This is a genomic window from Nocardioides sp. (genome assembly GCF_047607365.1).
Taxonomy (GTDB): domain Bacteria; phylum Actinomycetota; class Actinomycetes; order Propionibacteriales; family Nocardioidaceae; genus Nocardioides.
In genome coordinates this window covers 1-18,406 of sequence record NZ_JASGDD010000175.1, presented here as the reverse complement: position 1 = coordinate 18,406, position 18,406 = coordinate 1, and the positions used below count along the sequence as shown (strand labels likewise).

Here is an 18,406-nt window from a genome sequence, read left to right as displayed (position 1 = left end):
GCTCCCCGCGCCGGCGGCGGAGGAGCCCCGTCCGCCGCGCACGCCGGCCGGGCCGCGGGTCAAGGGCGGCAAGCGAGCCGCCCGCTAGTGATCGTCGCCGAGCCGGCCCTCTTCGAGCGTCGGGAGGGGGTCCAGCGCCGCCCGGGTCGAGGGGACGGCGCTGGACAGCTGAGGGTCAGCGCGAGGCGGTCGGGACGCGAAGCGTCTGACCGGCCTCGAGCGCACCGCTGTCGAGGTGGTTGAGCTCCTTGATCTGCTCGACCATGTCGCCGGTGTGGCCGTCGACGGCCACCGAGGAGGCGATGTCCCACAGCGTCTCGCCGCTGCCGACCGTGATGGTGGCGAGCGACGCCGGCCGCTCGGTCGCCGTCGAATTGGCGGTCACGCCGAGGGCCAGGGCGAGGGTCGCGAGGAGACCGGCGCCGAACACCACAACGCGGCCGCGTCGCGTGAGGCGCACCTGCGAGCCCTGCCGGACGGGCTGGGGGCGGGCCGGGCGGCTCGTCGTGAAGGGCGTGTCGAGGGTCATCGTCGTCATGGCTTGCTCCTGGGGAAGGACGGACTGTGCTAGCTGACTGAAGTTCTAGACGTGCCCACCGACAGAAGCTCCGGTCGAGGAGCCCGTCGTTCGAACACGTGTACGAGATTAGATCAGGTGTTCGAACGATTTCAAGCGTGTCGCCGCGATTGGTCGAACACTTTTTCGAAGAACCGCGCTAGAGTCGCCGCCATGAGCAAGAAGATCCCGGACATCGCGGTGCTGCCCGACGGGCCGGCGGACGCGACGGGCCTCACCCCGCGCCAGCAGCGGATCCTCACCTGCCTCAAGGACTCGATCGAGCAGCGCGGCTACCCGCCGAGCATGCGCGAGATCGGCGCCGCGGTCGGACTGACCTCGACCAGCTCCGTGGCCCACCAGCTCCGCGTCCTGGAGGAGAAGGGCTTCCTGCGACGGGACCCCCATCGGCCCCGCGCGCTCGAGGTCTTCCTGCCCGAGGTCATGGCCGCCCGCAAGGCGATCGGCTCGGCCGACGACAGCGCCACCGTGGACGAGACCGGCATCGGCGACACCGTCTCCCCGGCTCAGTACGTCCCGCTCGTCGGCCGCATCGCCGCCGGCGGCCCGATCCTCGCCGAGCAGCACACCGAGTCGGTGATGCCGCTTCCGCGCGAGCTGGTCGGCGACGGCGAGCTCTACATGCTCGAGGTCCGGGGCGACTCGATGATCGAGGCCGCGATCTGCGACGGCGACTACGTCGTCGTGCGGCGCGAGCAGACCGCCGAGAACGGCGAGATCGTCGCCGCGATGATCGACGGCGAGGCGACGGTCAAGACGTTCCAGCGCAAGGACGGCCGCGTCTGGCTGCTGCCGCACAACCCGGCGTACGAGCCGATCGACGGCACGCACGCGACCATCCTCGGCAAGGTCACCGCGGTTCTTCGCAGCCTTTAGAGATTTCGCGGATAGGTGGCGCCTGCTGCGACGACGACACCTATCCGCGAAACCTTTTAGTCCTTAAAGTCGATCATTGTTGTAGTCTTTAGGGCGTGTCGTACGCCCTCCCCTCCCGTCAGCTCTCCTCTGCGGAGCTCCGCGCCCTGACGCGGCGCTACGCCGCGGAGGTCCACGAGGGCCTGCATCCGGTCCAGTCCGACCCCACGCGACGCTGGCACGTGCGCCTCCACGCCGACGACGACGTCGACGTCTGGCTGATCAGCTGGACCCGCGAGCAGGGCACCGAGCTGCACGATCACGGCGGCTCCACCGGTGCCTTCACGGTGGTCGAGGGAACGCTCGCGGAGTACGTCTGGAGCGGACGGCGCGCCGACGGCCCCGGCGTCCTCACCCGGCAGTCCCGCGAGGCCGGCGACACCGTCGTCTTCGGGGATCGCTACGTCCACGACGTCCGCAACCACGACGAGACGGTCGCGGTGAGCGTGCACGCCTACTCGCCCCCGCTGCGCCGGATGAACTACTACGACGCCGAGGGTGGCACCCTGCTCAAGTGGGCGGATCAGTGGACGGACGACCCGGAGGCTCCGAGCCCGGCGCGCGACGCGTCGTGAGCCCGGCCGTCTTCGCCTCCGTCGACGACCTGCTCGACGCGGCGCGGGCGACGCTGAGGCGGCTCTCTCCCGACGACGCCCGCGACGCCGTACGCCGCGGCGCGCGCCTGGTCGACATCAGGCCCGCCTGGCAGCGCGAGCGCGATGGCGAGATCCCGGGGGCGCTGATCGTCGAGCGCAACCACCTCGAGTGGCGGCTGCACCCGGCGAGCGAGGCGCGCCTCCCGCTCGCGGACACGACCGAGCGCTGGATCGTCTACTGCACCGAGGGCTACACCTCGTCCCTCGCCGCGGCGAGCCTGGTCAGCCTGGGCATCGACGCGACCGACGTCGTCGGCGGGATCGAGGCATGGAAGAGGGCCGGCCACCCCGTGGTGCGCGGGGCGACCGGCCCGACTCCGATCGAGCAGCTGGTCGCGGAGGCCGACTGAGCGCGGATCAGTCCAGGTCGTTGTCGCTGAGGAACTCCGCGGCGACGGTGACCGGGTCCTTCTTGTCGACCTGGACCTCCGCCACGGCGGCGGCGAGCTTCTCGGTGGTGAGCGCCGCGGAGACGGCGTTGAGCGCCTCCTTGACCTCGTCGGTCGCCACGTCGGACTTGATGAACGGGACGACGTTCTCGGCGAGGAACAGGCTCTCGGTGTCCTCGAGGCTCACCCAGTCGTTCGCGACGATCGAGGAGTCGGTGGAGAAGACGTCGGCCGCGTCGATGTCGCCGTTCTTCAGCGCCTCGATGGTGAGCGGGCCACCCGCGTCGAGCGACTTGAACGTGCCGAACTCCACGCCGTAGATGCTCTTCAGCCCGAGCAGGCCCTGCTGACGGGTCTTCCACTCCGGCGGGCCGCCGATGGTCAGCTTGCCGGCCACCGGCTTGAGGTCGGCGATGGTCGTCAGGTCGTACTTGTCGGCCGTCTCCTTGGTGACGGTGATCGTGTCGACGTCCTGCGCCTCGGCGCTGTCGAGGATCTCCGAGCCTTCCGGGAGCACCTTGGCGAGCTGCGCGTCCACGGTCTCCGTCGAGGAGACGCCCTCGGGGGTGCCGTCGGGCATGAGGTAGGCCAGCAGGGCGCCGTTGTACTCCGGCAGGAGGTTGATGGAGCCGTCCTCGAACGCCTGGTAGTAGACCTCGCGGGAGCCGATGTTGAGCTTGGTCTCGACCTTGACCCCGGCAGCCTTCAACGCGCCGGCGTAGATGTCGGCGAGCAGCTCGCTCTCGGGGAAGTTGGCCGAGCCGATCGTGATCGTGTCGCTCGAGCTCGACGAGCCGCCGTCCGAGCCCGACGACAGCGGGTCGCCGTCCGACCCGCCGCAGGCGACCAGGGTCGAGGAGGCCAGCAGCAGTGCCGCCGCCGAGAGCGGCAGACGGAGAATGCGGTGCATGGGCGTGCCTTTCGTGTTGCGTGACCGAGCGTCACGACGTCTGGTGGGTGGAGAGGCGCAGGCCGGGTGAGACCGACCAGCGCCCGAGTCCGGCGATGAGGAGGTCGAGCGCGATCGCGAGCACGGCCACGACGACCGAGCCGGCGACCACCTGCGGATAGTCCCGCACGGCCAGGCCGTCGAAGAGATAGCGGCCGAGGCCGCCCATCCCGGCGTACGCGGCGATCGTGGCCGAGGAGACGACCTGCAGGGTGGCGTTGCGCAGGCCGCCGACGATGATCGGCAGCGCGGCCGGGATCTCGACGCCGACCAGCACCTGCAACGGGCGCATGCCCATCCCGACCGCGGCGTCGACCGCGCCCGCCGGGACGGCCCGCAGGCCGGCGTACGTCGTCGTGATGAGGGGCGGCACGGCGAGGGCCGCCAGCGCGATGATGACCGGCAGCAGGCCGAGGCCGAGCAGCGCCAGCATGAGCATCAGCAGGCCGAGGGTGGGGACCGCCTGACCGGCGTTGCCGAGGTTGATGGCGAGGACGGCGGCGCGATTGGTGTGCCCGACGTAGAGGCCGATCGGCAGCGCGATCACCGCGGCGATCAGCAGCGCGAGCGAGGTGTAGCCGAGGTGCTCCAGCAGGCGGTGCGGGAAGGAGTCGCTGGACGACCACGCCCAGTTGGCCCCGTCCGTCAGGTAGTCCAGGTTCATGCGCGCACCCACGGGGTGACGAGACGCTGGAGCGCCACGATGAGGAGGTCGAGCACGATCGCGAGGCCGACGCAGAGGACCAGGCCGATGACGATCGGCGGGGCGTAGAAGCCGAGCTGGAAGCCCCGGGTGAACAGGCCGCCCAGGCCGCCGATGCCGATCAGGGACGCGACGGTGACGAGGCTGACGTTGGCGACGGTCGCGACGCGGACGGCGGCGAAGACGACCGGCAGCGCGAGCGGCAGCTGCACCGTCGCCCAGCGCCGCACCGGCTTGTAGCCCATCGCCGTCGCCGCCTGGAGCACCAGCGGGTCCACGGAGTTGAGCCCCTCGGCCACCCGCGGCACGAGCAGCGCGAGGGTGTAGATCGCGAGCGCCACGATGACGTTGGTCTCGTCGAGGATGCTCGTTCCCAGCAGCCCGGGGAGCACGAGGAACATCGCCAGCGACGGGACGGTGTAGAGGATGTTGCCGGCGGTGAAGAGGGTATGGCGCAGGGCGACGTGGATGGTCGCGATCCAGCCCACCGGCACGGCGAGCACGACGGCGACCAGCACCGGGATCAGGGAGAGCCGCAGGTGCTGGAGCAGCGCGGTCCCGATCACCCCGTGGTTGACCTGGATGTAGTCGCCGATGTCGTGCAGCAGGCTCATGCGGGACCCTCCAGCCGGGCCCGCTGCCGCTCGGCGAGGACCACCGCGAGGTCGGCCTGGAGCACCAGCCCGTCGGCGCGACCGTCGGCGTCGACCCGGACGGCCGCGCCGGCCGGGGAGAGGATGACGAGGTTGGTGACCGCGCGCAGCGTGTGCGAGGCGTCGAAGGTCCCCTCGACGGGAAGCAGGGCACCCTCGCCGGAGCGCCACCCGAGCGGCCGGCCGGCGTCGTCCAGCTCGAGCCGGAGGCCGTCGATCTCCGTGGAGACGGGCTGGACCGGCACCAGCGAGCTCGTCGCGAACGACAGGCTGCGGTAGCCCCGGTCGCGACCGACGAATCCCGCGACGAAGTCGTCGGCCGGGTCGGCGAGGATCTCGGCGGGCGGCCCGAACTGCGCGAGCCGTCCACCCTCGGCGAAGACGGCGACCTGGTCGCCGAGCCGGATCGCCTCGTCGATGTCGTGGGTGACGATGACGATCGTCTTGCGCAGCTCGTCCTGGAGGCGGAGCAGCTCGCTCTGCAGCGCCTCGCGTACGACGGGGTCGACCGCGGAGAAGGGCTCGTCCATGATCAGCGTGGCCGGGTCGGAGACCAGCGCGCGGGCGACGCCGACACGCTGCTGCTGGCCGCCCGAGAGCTGGGCGGGATAGCGCTTCGCGAGCGCCGGGTCCAGGCCCACCCGCTCCAGCGTCTCGGCCGCCCGGGAGCGTGCCTCGCGCCGCGAGACGCCCTGCAGGACGGGCACGGTCGCGACGTTGTCGAGGACCGTCCGGTGCGGGAAGAGGCCCGCGGCCTGGATGACGTAGCCGATCGAGCGCCGCAGCTCGGCGGGGTCCCGCCGGGCGTTGTCGACGCCATCGATCGAGATCGTGCCGCCCGTGGGCTCGACCATCCGGTTGATCATCCGCAGCGACGTCGTCTTGCCGCAGCCGGAGGGACCGACGAACGCGGTGATCTCCCCGGTCGGGATGACCATCGACAGGTCGCCGACGGCCAGGGTGCCGTCGGCGTACTCCTTGCTGACGTGCTCGAACTCGATCACGAGGACACCCTATTGTCTAGTGCGCTGGTCATATATGCCTTTCGGACTTCGAGACCTCTACGTTGCCCACTACCGTGCGTTTCATGAACCTCTCCGCCCTCGCCGCCCAGGCCCGCGGCGAGCGGCGGGTCGAGGCGATCCTGACCCCCGCGGCCCGCGCGGCGATCGAGGCCAGCCACGCGGACCTGCTGCAGGCAGCAGATCACGGGACGGTCTACGGCGCCACCACCGGCGTCGGCGCGCTGCGCGCGGTCGCGATCGATCGCCAGGCCGGCGAGGACGGCGATCAGGGCGGCGCGGGCGGTCAGGGACTGCGGCTGTGGCGCAGCCACGCCGGCGCCTTCGGCCCGCTGCTGGCCGAGGAGGAGGTCCGCGCCACCATGCTCGTGCGCCTCCTCCAGCTCGCGCAGGGCTCGACCGGCGTGAGCCTCCCGCTCGCCCTCGCGCTCGAGGAGGCGCTGATCGCGGACCGGCTGCCGCCGCTCCACGGCTACGGCAGCATCGGCACCGGCGACCTGCCCGCGCTCGCCCAGCTCGCCCTCGCGCTGCGCGAGGCGGCCGGCCACGACCCCGACGAGGTCGAGGCGCTGCCGTTCCTCTCCAGCAACGCCCTCACGATCGGCCTCGCCGTCCTCGCGTACGACGCCCTCGCCGGTCTCCTGCGCGCCGCCGAGCGGGTCGCGGCCCGCAGCTTCGGGGCGCTCCACGGCAACGCGGAGGCGTTCGACCCGGCGGTCTTCGGGACCGGCGACGCGGCAGGCGCCGTGGCGGCGCGGATGCGCGACCTGATCGCGGTCGACGGCGCCGGCCGGGAGGCGGCCGAGCCGCTGCGGGTCCAGGACCCGTTCGGGCTGCGGACGATCCCCCAGGTGCACGGCGCCGCCGAGGAGGCGCTCGCCGAAGTCGCCGCGGTGCTCACCGCGATGATCGCCACACCGTCCGAGAACCCGCTCCCCCTGCCCGGAGGGACGGTCCGCCACCACGGCGCCTTCCTCGCCCACCGGCTCGCGGTGGCCGTCGACCGGCTGCGGGCCGCGGTCCTCGGCGTGGCCGAGCTCTCCCAGGCGCGTCTCGCGGCGCTGATGAGCCCGCAGCTCACCGGCGAGCGGGCCTTCCTCGCCGGCGGGACGATGAGCAGCTCGGGCCTGATGATCGGCGAGTACCTCGCCGCCGACGTGCTCACCCGGATCCGGCACGAGACCCTGCCCGCGACGCTCCACCGCACCAGCGTCTCGCTCGGCCTCGAGGAGCTCGCCAGCCACGCCACCCAGTCGGTGCGTGGAGCCCGGGCGATGGCCGCGCTGCTGCCCGACCTGCTCGCGATCGAGCTGCACGCCGGCGTGCACGCGGGGCGGGAGCGGCCCGACCGGGTGCTCGGCGACGAGCTCCGCGCGGCCGCCGCCGAGATCGCCGGTTACCGAACGTTCACGTGACCTGACCGTCACCTCCGCCGGGCCTGCGTAGTTTTCCCCACTGTGATGTCGTTCGCGCGGTGGAAGCGCATCCACAAGCCGGTGTGGCACTCGGACATCCCCGAGGCGCCGCTGCCGGCCAAGGTCCGGAAGCGCCACCAGTGGCTCCACCAGCACATCGCCTACGACCAGTGGCGCATCCGGCACACCCGTTCCAAGGCCGCCAAGCGCCGCCTGCGGAGGCTGATCGCGGGACACCGCCGCGAGATCGCGAGGATCCACGCCGCGTACGCCGCCCCGGCCTCCTCCTCTCCCGGCTCGACCTCGACCGGCTCGGCCTCGACCGCGGTCATCCCGCCTCCGCAGCCGAACGCCCCCGAGGCGGGCTTCGCCTTCTTCCAGCACGGCGTCGCCTCCGGCGACCCGCTGCCCGACCGGGTCGTGATCTGGACCAGGGTCACGCCGGCCGCCGACGCGACGCCCGCCTCCGGGCTCGGTCCGAGCGCGACCGTGCTGTGGCACGTCGCCCTCGACGCCGGCTTCACCAGCATGGTCGGGTCGGGCAGCTTCGTCACGACCGCCGACCGCGACCACACGGTGAAGCTCGACGTCACCGGCCTCAGCGCCGCGACGACGTACTTCTATCGCTTCGTCTTCCAGGGCCCCTGGCGCGACGCCCAGGTCAGCCCGGTCGGGCGCACCCGCACCACCGTCGCGGCCGACGCGACGCCCGCCGGCCTGCGGCTCGGCGTGGTGAGCTGCGCCAACGCGCAGGCGGGCTGGTTCAGCGCCTACCGCCACCTCGCCGCCCGGGACGACCTCGACGTCGTGGTGCACCTCGGCGACTACCTCTACGAGTACGCGCCGGGCGCCTACGGCAACGGCTACGCCCAGACCGACATCCGCTCCCACGAGCCGCCCGAGCAGGCGACCACCCTGCGCGGCTACCGCCTGCGGCACGCGCAGTACAAGCGCGACGCCGACCTCGCCGCGCTCCACGTGCGCTACCCCTTCATCACCACCTGGGACGACCACGAGTTCGCCGACAACGCCTGGCGCGACGGCACCACCGGCGACTCCGCCGACGCGATCACCGACTGGGCCGCCACCAAGGCCGCCGCCCAGCGCGCGTACGACGAGTGGATGCCGATCCGCCTCGAGGGCACCGTCGCGCTGGGCGACGGCTCCACGATCTACCGGCGGTTCCGCTTCGGCCAGCTCGCCGAGCTCACCATGCTCGACCTGCGCAGCTACCGCGACGAGCAGGTCGCCACGCCCACCTCCGCGGAGGTGAACGACGCCGACCGGACCATCACCGGAGCCGACCAGATGTCCTTCCTGCGCGACGGCCTGAGCGTCACGGCGCCGCAGTGGCGGCTCGTCGGCAACCCGGTGATGATGGCGCCGCTGCAGGTGACGAGCCTGCCGCAGAGCGTTCGCGACCTGCTCGACAGCCTCGGCGGCGGCGCCTACCTGCCCGAGACGCAGGGGCTGAACACCGACCAGTGGGACGGCTACACGCACGACCGCTCCCTGGTGCTCGACCACATCGTCGACCAAGGCGTGCGCGACGTCGTCTTCATCACCGGCGACATCCACACCTCATGGGCGATCGAGGTGCCCTACCCCGTCACCGACACCCTCACCTACGGGCTGATGGGCTCGACCGCGGGCGTGGAGTTCGTCTGCCCCTCGGTGACCTCGAACAACATCAAGGACGCCGTGCCCGGAGACCCGACCAGCGCCGCGAACCTCGCCGCCGGCACGACCGCCGCGGCGGCGGTCCGGGCGGCCAACCCGCAGATCAAGTACCTCGACTTCAACAACCACGGCTACCTCGTCGTCGACGTGACCCCGGCGCGGGTGCAGAGCGACTGGTGGTTCATCTCCGATCGCGCCGATCCCCGGGCCACCGTGGCGTGGGGCCAGTCCTGGGCCACCAGCACCGGGACCGGCCTGGTCCACCAGCTCACGGAGCCCGTCGCATGAGCGCCCCCGCGAACGCCCCGCTGAGCGCCGACCCGGCCCGGATCAGCGCCTCCCGTCGTACCGTGCTGAAGGCGGGCGCCGCCGGACTGGTCGTCTCCGCCGCGGCCGGCGCGGTGGGCACCTCGGCCGCCGACGCCGCGGTCACGACCTCGAAGCGGTGCGTCGTGCTCGTCCTCGACGGCTGCCGGCCCGAGGAGCTCGACCTCGGGATCACCCCGAACATCACCGCGCTGCGCGACGGCGGCATCCGCTACCCGCGAGCGCTGTCGCAGCCGATCATGGAGACGATCCCCAATCACATGATGATGATGACCGGGGTGCGGCCGGATCAGAACGGCATCCCGGCGAACACCGTCTACGACCGCACCGTCGCCGCGACCCGCGACGCCACGTGGTCCGACTTCGCGGCCGCCCGCACGGCGTACGGCAGCGACACCCTGCTCCACCACCTGCGCGGCGCCGGCCTGACGACGGGGTCGGTGCTCTCCAAGACCTACCTCTACAACGCCTTCCTCGGCGAGGCGACCTACCAGTGGGAGCCGACGCTGGCGCTGCCGATCACGGGGCACGAGGTCGACGCGCTCACCGTCCCGGCCGCCATCCAGATGATGACCGAGCAGGATCCCCACCTCCTGTTCGTCAACCTCGGAGACATCGACCGCTTCGGCCATGCGGACATCGTCGGCGGGCTGACGACCGGCCTGCTCGGCAACCAGTCCCTGCCCGTCGTACGCCGGACGGCGCTGGCCGACACCGACGCCCAGGTCGGCCGGCTGGTCACGGCGCTGAAGAGCGCCGGGCACTGGGACGACACGCTCCTCCTCGTCCTGGCCGACCACTGCATGGACTGGAGCGCGGTCGGCTCGGTGGTCTCGCTGACCTCGGTCTTCGACGCCGACACCAGCCTCGCGGGGTCCTACGAGATCGCCTGCAACGGCGGCGCCGACCTCGTCTACTGGACCGGCTCCGCGGCCGGCCGCACGGCCGGCCTGGCGAGAATGCGCGAGCTCGCCCTCGCCACCACCGGCGTGCTCTCGGTGCACGACCCCGCCGACCTCGGGCTCGGCGCCGGCGCGCTGGCCGGCGACCTCGTCGCGTTCTGCCGCAAGGGCTACCGCTTCAGCGACCCGACGCTGGTCTCCAACCCCATCCCGGGCAACCACGGCCACCCCACCACCCGGCCGATCCCGTTCTTCCTCGCCGGAGGCGCGGTCACGTCGCCCTCGGTCCGCTCCCACCTCGTCGCGACGTACGACGTCGCCCCGACGGTCGGTGCCTTCTTCGGCGTCGCCGCCCCCGCCTCGGGGTGGGTCGGCACGTCGCGCCCGTGACTCCCTGTCAGCATCGCCACGGGCGTTGCGGAAGTGTCGCCGCGACTGCCTATAGTCGAGCCCATGCGTCGCTTCGTCCTGATCACCGTGACGGCGACTGCTCTCCTCTCGGGCATGACTCCTGCCTGGGCCGAGGACAGTGCGCCGGCTCCCGCCCCCTCCGCCGAGAGCGGTGCCGCCGACGGCCTCGCCGAGCGGGTCGCCGCGGCCGGGACGGCCGGTGAGACGGCGGCCGAGGCGAAGGACGCGGCGGGCGACGCGCTCGACACCGTGCAGGACCTCTTCGCGAAGAAGTCGCGCGCCGAGGCGGTCGAGCAGACCGAGAGCGGCGCCGACCCCACGCTCGCCCTGCGCGAGCTGTCGCTGCGACTGAACGCGCTCTCCCGCGCGGACCGCAACTCGGCGTACGCGCAGTTCCAGCGGCCGTGGGACGACGGCGGCAGCGGCGAGGCGACCCTCTCCTCGGGCAACGTCAAGGTGCACTACCTGCCGACCTCCAACCACCCGGGCAACGCCAACGCGACCACCGCCGACTGGGCGCAGCAGACGCTCGCCGTGCTGGCGAACGTCTCGGCGACCTACACCGCCGCCGGCTACCGACAGCCCATGGCCGACGCCGCCACCGAGAGCGACCCCTACTCCGCCTACAACGGCCAGGCGGTCAACTGGGGCGGCAGCAACCAGACCGACATCTACCTCGCCGACCTCGGTGACCAGGGCATCTACGGCTACTGCGCCTACGACATCGACGACAGTGGCCGGGTCGTCTACTACCCGCCGACCAACAAGAGCAACGTGCCGGCGTTCTGCGTGCTCGACAACGACTTCTCCCTCTCGCAGTACCGCGCGACGTACACCGGGGAGACCTCCTCGGACATCCTCAAGGTGACCGCCGCGCACGAGTACTTCCACGCCGTGCAGTTCGCCTACGACGCGCTCGAGGACGCCTGGATCATGGAGGCCACCGCGGTGTGGGCCGAGCACCAGCTCTACCCGGAGATCCCGGACAACCGGCAGTACCTCCCCTACTCCCAGCTGCGCTACCCCGGCATCTCCCTGGACACCTGGAACGGCGCCGGCGGCGCCCTGCAGTACGGCGACTGGATCTACTTCGAGTACCTCACCGAGCGGGTCTCGACGACCCGCACCGGCACCCTGCCCAACCTCGTGCGGAGGATCTGGGAGTACGCCGACAGCCTCGGCGCCGACCAGTACTCCATCCAGGCCGTGACCAGCGCGCTCGCCGAGCGCGGCAAGAGCTTCGCCACCACCTTCGGGCAGTACGCCGCCGCCAACCGCCACCCTGCGACGACCTACGCGGGCGGCTCCTCCTACCCCGTCGCCTCCCCCCGCCGCACCTACCGGGTGAAGTCCGGCAAGCGCCGCGCCGGCTCGATGACCATCGACCACCTCGCGTCGGGCACCATCCGGCTCGTGCCGAAGAAGATCACCAAGAAGAGCCACCGCGCGACGATCAGGGTCAACCTGGCCAACCGCTCCCTCGGCTCGGTCGCGGTCGCCACGATCTTCCTGCGCAACGGCAAGCAGACGACCAAGGTCATCAAGCTCAACAAGAAGGGCGACGGCAAGGTCCGGCTGGCCTTCTCCAACCGCAAGATCCAGTGGGTCGACCTGACCCTGGTCAACGCGAACACCACCTACAGCGGCTGCTCCAACAACACCGCCGGCTACTCCTGCGGCGGCACCCCCGTCCACGACGGCCTGAAGGCGAAGTGGTCCCTCAGCTCCTAGCCCCGGCGGGAGAGGAGTCACCGGTTAACCGGCGACTGTGGAACTTCTCGGGGGGCGCACTGGCCGAGAAGTTACCCAGTTACCGGTTAACCGGTGACTCCTCACCCCGCGATCTCAGCCGCCGGCCAGCCGCGCGAGGGCCTGGCGGACGACGGCGGGGTCGGTGGTGGGCCACATCGGCGGCAGGCTCGCCTTGAGGAAGCTGCCGTAGCGCGCGGTCGCCAGCCGGGGATCGAGTACGGCGACGACACCTCGGTCGGACGTCGTACGGATCAGGCGGCCTGCTCCCTGGGCGAGCAGGAGCGCGGCGTGGGTCGCGGCGACCTGCATGAAGCCGTTGCCCCCGGCCTGGTCGGCCGCCCGCTGCCGCGCGCTCATCAGCGGGTCGTCGGGGCGCGGGAAGGGGATCCGGTCGATGATCACGAGCTGGCAGGTGTCGCCCGGGACGTCGAGACCCTGCCAGAGCGTCAGCGTGCCGAAGAGCACCGTGTGCGGGTCGGAGACGAACTGCTGCGCCAGCTCGGCCAGCTGCGCCTCGCCCTGCGCGAGCGTGGTGAGGTGGGGCAGCTTGGCGCGGACGTGGTCGGCCGCCTGCTCGGCCGCACGGCGTGAGCTGAAGAGGCCGAGCGCCCGGCCGTCGGCGGCGTCGATCAGCTCGACGATCTCGTTGAGCGCCTGCTGGGAGAGGCCGTCGCGCCCGGGCTGGGGCAGGTGCTTGGCGACGTACAGGATGCCCTGCCGGCCGTAGTCGAACGGGCTGCCGACGTCGAGCGCCCGCCAGGGCAGGACCGTCTCGGTCCGCTCGGTCGGAGCGTCGCCGGTCTCGAGCTCGCTGGGCTTCAGCCCGAGTGTCGAGGCGATGCCGGAGAAGTCGCCGCCGAGCTTGAGGGTGGCGCTGGTGAGCACGGCCGTCTTCTCGGTGAGCAGCTTGTCGCGCAGCTGGCCCCAGACCTGCAGGGGCGCGACGTGGAGCCGAAACCCGCCACGGTCGCCCCCGTCGCTGAGCCACAGCACGTCGCTCTGCGCTCCCGCGGCCATCCGCTCGGCGACGTCGAAGACCTCCTGGACCATCCCCTTGGCCTGCTTCGCCCCGGCGTCGCCGTCACCGTCGTCCTTCTGCTTGGGGAAGGCGCTCAGCGCGGCACGAGCCGCGTCCCGCACGCGGGCGAGCGCGTCGAGGAGGTCCTGGGGCAGCGCGTCGATCCGGCCGACCGCGGTCTCCCGCAGCGTCAGGCCGAGCTCGTCGGAGGCGTCGGCGAGGTCGTCGGCCGCCTGGCCCTCGCTGACGTGCCGCCGTGCCCGGCGGGCGGCCCGGTCCACGTCGCCGGCACCCAGCTCGTCGGTCGCCGCCTGGGTCACCCGCGCCACGAGCTCGTGGGCCTCGTCGATCACGACGGCGTCGTACTCGGGGATCATCGGGATCCCCTCGATCGCGTCGATCGCGAGCAGGCTGTGGTTGGTGACCACGAGGTGCGACTTCGCGGCCTTCTCCTTCGCGCGCTCGGCGAAGCACTCCTCCCCGAACGGGCACTTGGCCGCGCCGAGGCAGTCGCGGGCCGAGACGCTGACCTGGCGCCACTCGCGCTCGGTGTGGCGGGGCGCGGAGTCCTTGTCACCGGCCTCACCCGCCGAGCTGGCGGACTCGGCCCACTCGCGCAGCTCGAGCACCTTCTTGGCCATCCCCCCGATCTGGACGTCCATCGACAGGGTGCCGGTGTCGTCCGGCACGCCCTCCCGGATCCGGTGCAGGCAGGCGTAGTTGGAGCGGCCCTTGAGCACGGCGTACGTCGTGGGGAGCTCCCTGCGGTGCTCCAGTGTCCCCATCAGCCGCGGCAGGTCGCGCTCGACCAGCTGGTGCTGCAGCGCGAGGGTCGCCGTGGCGATGACGACGCGGTTCCTGTGGAGCAGGCTGGGCACAAGGTAGGCGAGCGACTTTCCCGTGCCGGTGCCGGCCTGGACGACCAGGTGGCGCTCGTCCTCCAGGGCGTCGGCGACCGCCTCGGCCATCTGGATCTGACCCTCGCGCGTCGACCCCCCGAGCGCCTCCACCGCCTCGGCCAGCAAGGTCCGGACGGCCGAGTCAGTCACCGCTGCAGCCTATCCCGCGGCACCCCCACCCTGCCCTTTCACACGGTCGCCGGGACCGTCCCGGCCCCACCCGGCGCCCACCAACGGCCACGACGTCCCTGCCGACGTGTGACAACGGGGGGGCAGGAGGGTCAGGAGAGGTGGGCGGCGACCCAGTCGCCGAACTGGCGGTGACCGGCGGCGGTGAGGTGGAGGCGGTCCTGGAGGTAGGGGAGCCTCAGGTGGATCGCGCTGAGGTAGCGCACGTCGTGCTTCGCGGCGAGGGCTGCGAGCCAGCGGTCGACGCGCTGGGCGCCGCGAAGTCGCCGAGGGGCGGGGGCGGGGCCGACGATGACGACGTCCTTGCCCGCGAGCCGGGTCAGGAGCCGCTCGAATCCGGCCTTCACGGCGGCGTGGCTCTGGTCGTAGTCGTTGAGGCCGCCCTCGACGATCACGAGGTCGGCGCCCTTGGCCGAGGCGGTGCGGGTGGCGAAGGAGTACGCGCCGCACTCCGAGGCGCGGGCGCTGAAGCCGGAGCCGGAGAAGCCGTTGACCGTCACCCGGCCCGGGAGCCGCGAGGGCCAGGACCTCGAGAGGTCGGCGAGCTTGTGCCCGACCGACCACGAGTCGCCGATCACCGTCACGGCCCGGCCGGTGCCCTGGACCTCCCGCAGCCGGACCGCCTGCTGGTGCTCGAAGGTGCGGCAGATCCGCTTCACCGCGGCCGCCTCGGCGCGCCCGCGCAGCACGACGGTGCCCGCGAGCGCGAGCGCGAGAGCAAGGACGAGGACGCCTGTGACCGAGAGCGCGGTCCGGCGGGAAGCACGGAGCACGACGTAATGATGCGGTCGCGTCCGCGATTCCGCAGCATTTCCGCGGAACCCGCTGTCCCACGGGGTCTCCGCCGCTCTCTGGAGGCCCGGATCAGGCCCGGATCAGGTGCGGATCAGGCCCTGGTCGGCCTCGGAGCCAGCGCCGGGTCAGACGGCGAAGTCGGCCAGCTCGGCGGCCAGCAGCTCCGACGTCCGGCCCTTGATCCGGGTGCCCTCGGCGGTGTGCTCCAGGCTGTCGATCTCGCCGGCCTGGTGGATCTTGTTGACCAGGTCGCCGCGGCTGTAGGGCAGCAGCGCGTGGAACTCGACCGCCGGCCGCGGCAGGTCGGCCTCGACGGCCGCGATGGCATCCTCGATCCCGGCCCCGGTGCGGGCCGAGACGACGACCGAGTGCGGCTCGCTGCGCTGGATCCGGCCGACCACGATCGGGTCGGCGAGGTCGGCCTTGTTGATCACGACCAGTTCAGGGACGCCGATCGCTCCGATTTCATGGAACACCTCGCGTACGGCGGCGAGCTGGCCCTCCGGATCGGCGTGCGACCCGTCGACGACATGGACGATGAGGTCGGCGTCGGCGACCTCCTCCAGGGTGGAGCGGAAGGCCTCGACGAGCTGGTGCGGCAGGTGCCGCACGAAGCCGACCGTGTCGGACATCGTGTAGACCCGGCCGTCGGCGGCCTGGGTGCGCCGCGTCGTGGGGTCCAGCGTGGCGAAGAGCGCGTCCTCGACCAGCACCCCGGCGCCGGTGAGCCGGTTGAGCAGCGAGGACTTCCCGGCGTTGGTGTAGCCGGCGATGGCGACGGCGGGCACCTGGTGGCGGCGCCGCTCCTGGCGCTTGGTGTCGCGGGTGCCCTTCATCTCGGCGAGGTCGCGGCGCAGCTTGGCGATCTTGGTGTTGATCCGGCGGCGGTCGGTCTCGATCTTGGTCTCGCCGGGACCGCGGCCGCCGATGCCGGCGCCGCCGGCGACCCGGCCACCGGCCTGGCGGGAGAGGTTGCCGCCCCAGCCACGGAGGCGCTGCTTCATGTAGTTCAGCTGGGCCAGCTCGACCTGGACCTGGCCCTCGCGGCTCTTGGCGTGCTGGGCGAAGATGTCGAGGATCAGCGCCGTCCGGTCGACGACCTTGACGCCGATCCTGTCCTCGAGGTTGCGCAACTGGGAGGGGGCGAGCTCACCGTCGCAGATCACCGTGTCGGCCCCGCTCGCGGCCACGATCTCCTTGATCGCCTCGACCTTGCCGCGGCCGATGTAGGTGGCCGGGTCGGGCGCCTGGCGGCGCTGGTAGATCGCCTCGAGCACCTCCGAGCCGGCGGTCTCGGCGAGCAGGGCGAGCTCGGCCATCGAGTTCTCCACGTCGACCTGCGACTGCTCCCCCGACGACCAGACGCCGACGAGGACGACACGCTCGAGCCGGAGCTGGCGATACTCGACCTCGGTGACGTCCTCGAGCTCGGTGCGCAGCCCGGCGACGCGCCGCAGCGCGTGCCGCTCGGCGAGCTCCATCGCGCCCAAGGAGTGCTCTTCGGGATCGTCGCCATCGGCAGGGACGAGAGCGACGTCGTCCCAGTCGTCGGTCTGCTCCAGCTCGGCGCGGAGCGAGAAGTCGGTGAGGTCAGGTGCGTTCGTCATACGGCCTCCAGCGTACGTCGGGCGGCGGCGTACGTCGTACTGCTTATCCAGGAGGCTCCGGATCGAACGAGCGCGTCCACAGCGGTCCGTCCCCCACGGAGTGGAGGGTGACGGTCAGCCGGCCGTCGACGGCGATCTCCATCTGACCGACGAACTGGTTGCCGGCGGCGGGCGACATCGGCATCGTGTCGGTCCGGTTGCCCTTCGCGAACACCACCTCGGGACCGAAGGTCGCGTCCGGTGTCGTCGTCTCGAACGTCCCCGCGTGGATCGGCCCGGAGACGAACTCCCAGAACGGGTCGAAGCCGGTGAACGCCGCCCGCTCGGGCGCGTAGTGGTGGGCGGCCGTGTAGTGCACGTCCGCGGTGACCCAGACGACGTTGCGCACGCGGTTCGCCCGGAGCCCGGCCAGCAGCCGCGCGATCTCGATCTCGCGCCCCCGCGGAGCGCCGGGATCGGTCTGCGCGACCGAGTCCCGGTCGTCGGCGTGCGAGGTGGCGATCGAGAGCGGCATGTCCGCGGCGACGACCTTCCACGTCGCGGTCGAGGCGCTCAGCCCGGCCAGCAGCCACCGCGCCTGCTCGGCCCCGAGGATGCCGTGCGACGGGTCGGTGGACAGGTCGAAGCCGTTGGCGTCGCGGTAGCTGCGCATGTCGAGGCAGAAGACGTCGAGGTGCGGCCCCCGCGCGATCCTGCGGTAGATCCGCCCGGACCGTCCCATGACCGACGGGGCGATCGGCATGTACTCCTGCCACGCCCGCCGCCCGCGCGCCGCGAGCACGTCGCAGCGCCGCTCGATCCGGTAGGCGGGGTCGTCGACGATCTCGCCGGGGTACCAGTTGTTGAGCGTCTCGTGGTCGTCCCACATCGCCACCGTCGGCACCTCGGCGTAGAGCGCGTCCACGTTCCGGTCCTGGAGCGGATAGCGGTGCCGGCCGCGGAAGTCGGCGAGCGTCTCGGCCACCTTGGTCACCGAGTCGTCGAGGACGTTGGTCCACCCGTTGCCCCACGCGTCCCGGTCGTGCTCGGCCATCGGCATGTCGGCGTAGACGTTGTCGCCGCAGTGGAGGAAGAAGTCCGGCCGCAGCGCGCGTACGGCGGCGTAGCCGGTCATCCCGCCCCGCGACTCGTCGATCCCCCAGCCCTGGCCGCAGGTGTCGCCGGACCAGACGAAGCTCGTCGGCGTCGGCACGTCGGACGCCGTCGTGAACCGCGTGCTCCGGGGCTGCCCGGTGGTGCCGTCGGGGTGCGCGAACCACGTGGTGGCGACGTACTCGCGCCCCGGCTGGAGCCCGGTCAGCACCAGCCGGGCGGTGTGGTCGTTGCCCGGGTTGGCGACCCCTCCCCGCAGCGAGGCGACGCGGAGCCCGTTGGAGGTGAGCCGGCAGTGCAGCCGGCCCACCTCGTCGCCGCTGCGCGCCCACACGACGGCGGAGTCGGTGGTGACGTCGCCGGCCCGGGTCGAGGTGGGCTGGGTGATCCGGCTGCGGACCAGCGCCGCGGCACGGCGGCTCCCGGCGGCGCGGCCGCCGTCGCCGAGCAGGTGG

16 protein-coding genes are annotated in these 18,406 nt (G+C 72.1%); 7 read left to right on the top strand and 9 right to left on the bottom strand.

All coding sequences use genetic code 11. From position 1 onward, the window contains the following. Positions 1-175 precede the first annotated feature (175 nt). On the bottom strand, positions 176-538 hold the full coding sequence (locus tag QM572_RS13725) for a LysM peptidoglycan-binding domain-containing protein (RefSeq protein ID WP_415094041.1): 363 nt from the start codon (positions 536-538) through the stop codon (positions 176-178). Between the two features lie 192 nt (positions 539-730). On the opposite strand from QM572_RS13725, the gene lexA reads away from it, so the two are divergent. The 3 genes from lexA to QM572_RS13710 all read left to right on the top strand — a co-directional run bounded on the left by lexA (position 731) and on the right by QM572_RS13710 (position 2,498). Continuing rightward, the gene (gene lexA / locus QM572_RS13720) at positions 731-1,453 is read left to right on the top strand and encodes a transcriptional repressor LexA (RefSeq protein WP_415094039.1); all 723 of its coding nucleotides are present in this window, start codon (positions 731-733) and stop codon (positions 1,451-1,453) included. A gap of 95 nt (positions 1,454-1,548) precedes the next feature. Next, complete coding sequence (locus QM572_RS13715) at positions 1,549-2,067, top strand: cysteine dioxygenase (protein ID WP_415094037.1); 519 nt, start codon at positions 1,549-1,551, stop codon at positions 2,065-2,067. Continuing rightward, positions 2,064-2,498, top strand: a complete 435-nt coding sequence (locus tag QM572_RS13710; RefSeq protein WP_415094035.1) for a rhodanese-like domain-containing protein — start codon at positions 2,064-2,066, stop codon at positions 2,496-2,498. Before QM572_RS13715 ends, QM572_RS13710 begins: the two co-directional genes overlap by 4 nt. A 7-nt stretch (positions 2,499-2,505) precedes the next feature. Here QM572_RS13710 and QM572_RS13705 read toward each other — a convergent pair whose 3' ends face one another. The 4 genes from QM572_RS13705 to QM572_RS13690 are packed head-to-tail and all read right to left on the bottom strand — an operon-like array spanning position 2,506 to position 5,846. Next, positions 2,506-3,447: an ABC transporter substrate-binding protein gene (locus tag QM572_RS13705; protein WP_415094033.1), complete on the bottom strand. Its 942-nt coding sequence runs from the start codon at positions 3,445-3,447 to the stop codon at positions 2,506-2,508. A gap of 31 nt (positions 3,448-3,478) precedes the next feature. Continuing rightward, positions 3,479-4,150 (bottom strand): ABC transporter permease, encoded by a 672-nt coding sequence (locus QM572_RS13700; RefSeq protein WP_415094031.1) that lies wholly within the window; start codon positions 4,148-4,150, stop codon positions 3,479-3,481. Beyond that, positions 4,147-4,803 (bottom strand): ABC transporter permease, encoded by a 657-nt coding sequence (locus QM572_RS13695; RefSeq protein WP_415094029.1) that lies wholly within the window; start codon positions 4,801-4,803, stop codon positions 4,147-4,149. The genes QM572_RS13700 and QM572_RS13695 overlap by 4 nt, the downstream gene beginning before the upstream one ends. Next, the gene (locus QM572_RS13690) at positions 4,800-5,846 is read right to left on the bottom strand and encodes an ABC transporter ATP-binding protein (RefSeq protein ID WP_415094027.1); all 1,047 of its coding nucleotides are present in this window, start codon (positions 5,844-5,846) and stop codon (positions 4,800-4,802) included. The genes QM572_RS13695 and QM572_RS13690 overlap by 4 nt, the downstream gene beginning before the upstream one ends. 83 nt (positions 5,847-5,929) lie before the next feature. Between QM572_RS13690 and QM572_RS13685 the strand changes: the two genes are divergently transcribed. The 4 genes from QM572_RS13685 to QM572_RS13670 all read left to right on the top strand — a co-directional run bounded on the left by QM572_RS13685 (position 5,930) and on the right by QM572_RS13670 (position 12,330). Then, a complete protein-coding gene (locus QM572_RS13685) occupies positions 5,930-7,279 on the top strand; it encodes an aromatic amino acid lyase (RefSeq protein ID WP_415094025.1) in 1,350 nt (449 codons plus the stop codon). A gap of 45 nt (positions 7,280-7,324) precedes the next feature. Continuing rightward, a complete protein-coding gene (locus QM572_RS13680) occupies positions 7,325-9,247 on the top strand; it encodes an alkaline phosphatase D family protein (RefSeq protein WP_415094043.1) in 1,923 nt (640 codons plus the stop codon). Further along, complete coding sequence (locus QM572_RS13675; protein WP_415094023.1) at positions 9,244-10,578, top strand: alkaline phosphatase family protein; 1,335 nt, start codon at positions 9,244-9,246, stop codon at positions 10,576-10,578. The genes QM572_RS13680 and QM572_RS13675 overlap by 4 nt, the downstream gene beginning before the upstream one ends. 63 nt (positions 10,579-10,641) lie before the next feature. After that, positions 10,642-12,330, top strand: coding sequence for an MXAN_6640 family putative metalloprotease (locus tag QM572_RS13670; protein WP_415094021.1), 1,689 nt, complete (start codon positions 10,642-10,644; stop codon positions 12,328-12,330). A gap of 114 nt (positions 12,331-12,444) precedes the next feature. Here QM572_RS13670 and QM572_RS13665 read toward each other — a convergent pair whose 3' ends face one another. The 4 genes from QM572_RS13665 to QM572_RS13650 all read right to left on the bottom strand — a co-directional run. Further along, the gene (locus QM572_RS13665) at positions 12,445-14,418 is read right to left on the bottom strand and encodes an ATP-dependent DNA helicase (RefSeq protein WP_415094019.1); all 1,974 of its coding nucleotides are present in this window, start codon (positions 14,416-14,418) and stop codon (positions 12,445-12,447) included. A 131-nt stretch (positions 14,419-14,549) separates the two neighbouring features. Beyond that, positions 14,550-15,230 (bottom strand): SGNH/GDSL hydrolase family protein, encoded by a 681-nt coding sequence (locus QM572_RS13660; RefSeq protein WP_415094017.1) that lies wholly within the window; start codon positions 15,228-15,230, stop codon positions 14,550-14,552. Between the two features lie 147 nt (positions 15,231-15,377). Beyond that, positions 15,378-16,859, bottom strand: a complete 1,482-nt coding sequence (gene hflX / locus QM572_RS13655; RefSeq protein ID WP_415094015.1) for a GTPase HflX — start codon at positions 16,857-16,859, stop codon at positions 15,378-15,380. Positions 16,860-16,902: 43 nt separating this feature from the next. Next, positions 16,903-18,406: alkaline phosphatase D family protein (locus QM572_RS13650; protein ID WP_415094014.1), on the bottom strand; the 1,504-nt coding region annotated here is incomplete at its 5' end.

Coding starts and splice junctions, on each gene's coding strand:
- QM572_RS13685 (WP_415094025.1), top strand. CDS start 5,930: ATGAACCTCTCCGCCCTCGCCGCCCAGGCCCGCGGCGAGCGGCGGGTC.
- QM572_RS13705 (WP_415094033.1), bottom strand. CDS start 3,447: ATGCACCGCATTCTCCGTCTGCCGCTCTCGGCGGCGGCACTGCTGCTG.
- QM572_RS13680 (WP_415094043.1), top strand. CDS start 7,325: ATGTCGTTCGCGCGGTGGAAGCGCATCCACAAGCCGGTGTGGCACTCG.
- QM572_RS13675 (WP_415094023.1), top strand. CDS start 9,244: ATGAGCGCCCCCGCGAACGCCCCGCTGAGCGCCGACCCGGCCCGGATC.
- lexA (WP_415094039.1), top strand. CDS start 731: ATGAGCAAGAAGATCCCGGACATCGCGGTGCTGCCCGACGGGCCGGCG.
- QM572_RS13695 (WP_415094029.1), bottom strand. CDS start 4,803: ATGAGCCTGCTGCACGACATCGGCGACTACATCCAGGTCAACCACGGG.
- QM572_RS13725 (WP_415094041.1), bottom strand. CDS start 538: ATGACGACGATGACCCTCGACACGCCCTTCACGACGAGCCGCCCGGCC.
- QM572_RS13670 (WP_415094021.1), top strand. CDS start 10,642: ATGCGTCGCTTCGTCCTGATCACCGTGACGGCGACTGCTCTCCTCTCG.
- QM572_RS13700 (WP_415094031.1), bottom strand. CDS start 4,150: ATGAACCTGGACTACCTGACGGACGGGGCCAACTGGGCGTGGTCGTCC.
- hflX (WP_415094015.1), bottom strand. CDS start 16,859: ATGACGAACGCACCTGACCTCACCGACTTCTCGCTCCGCGCCGAGCTG.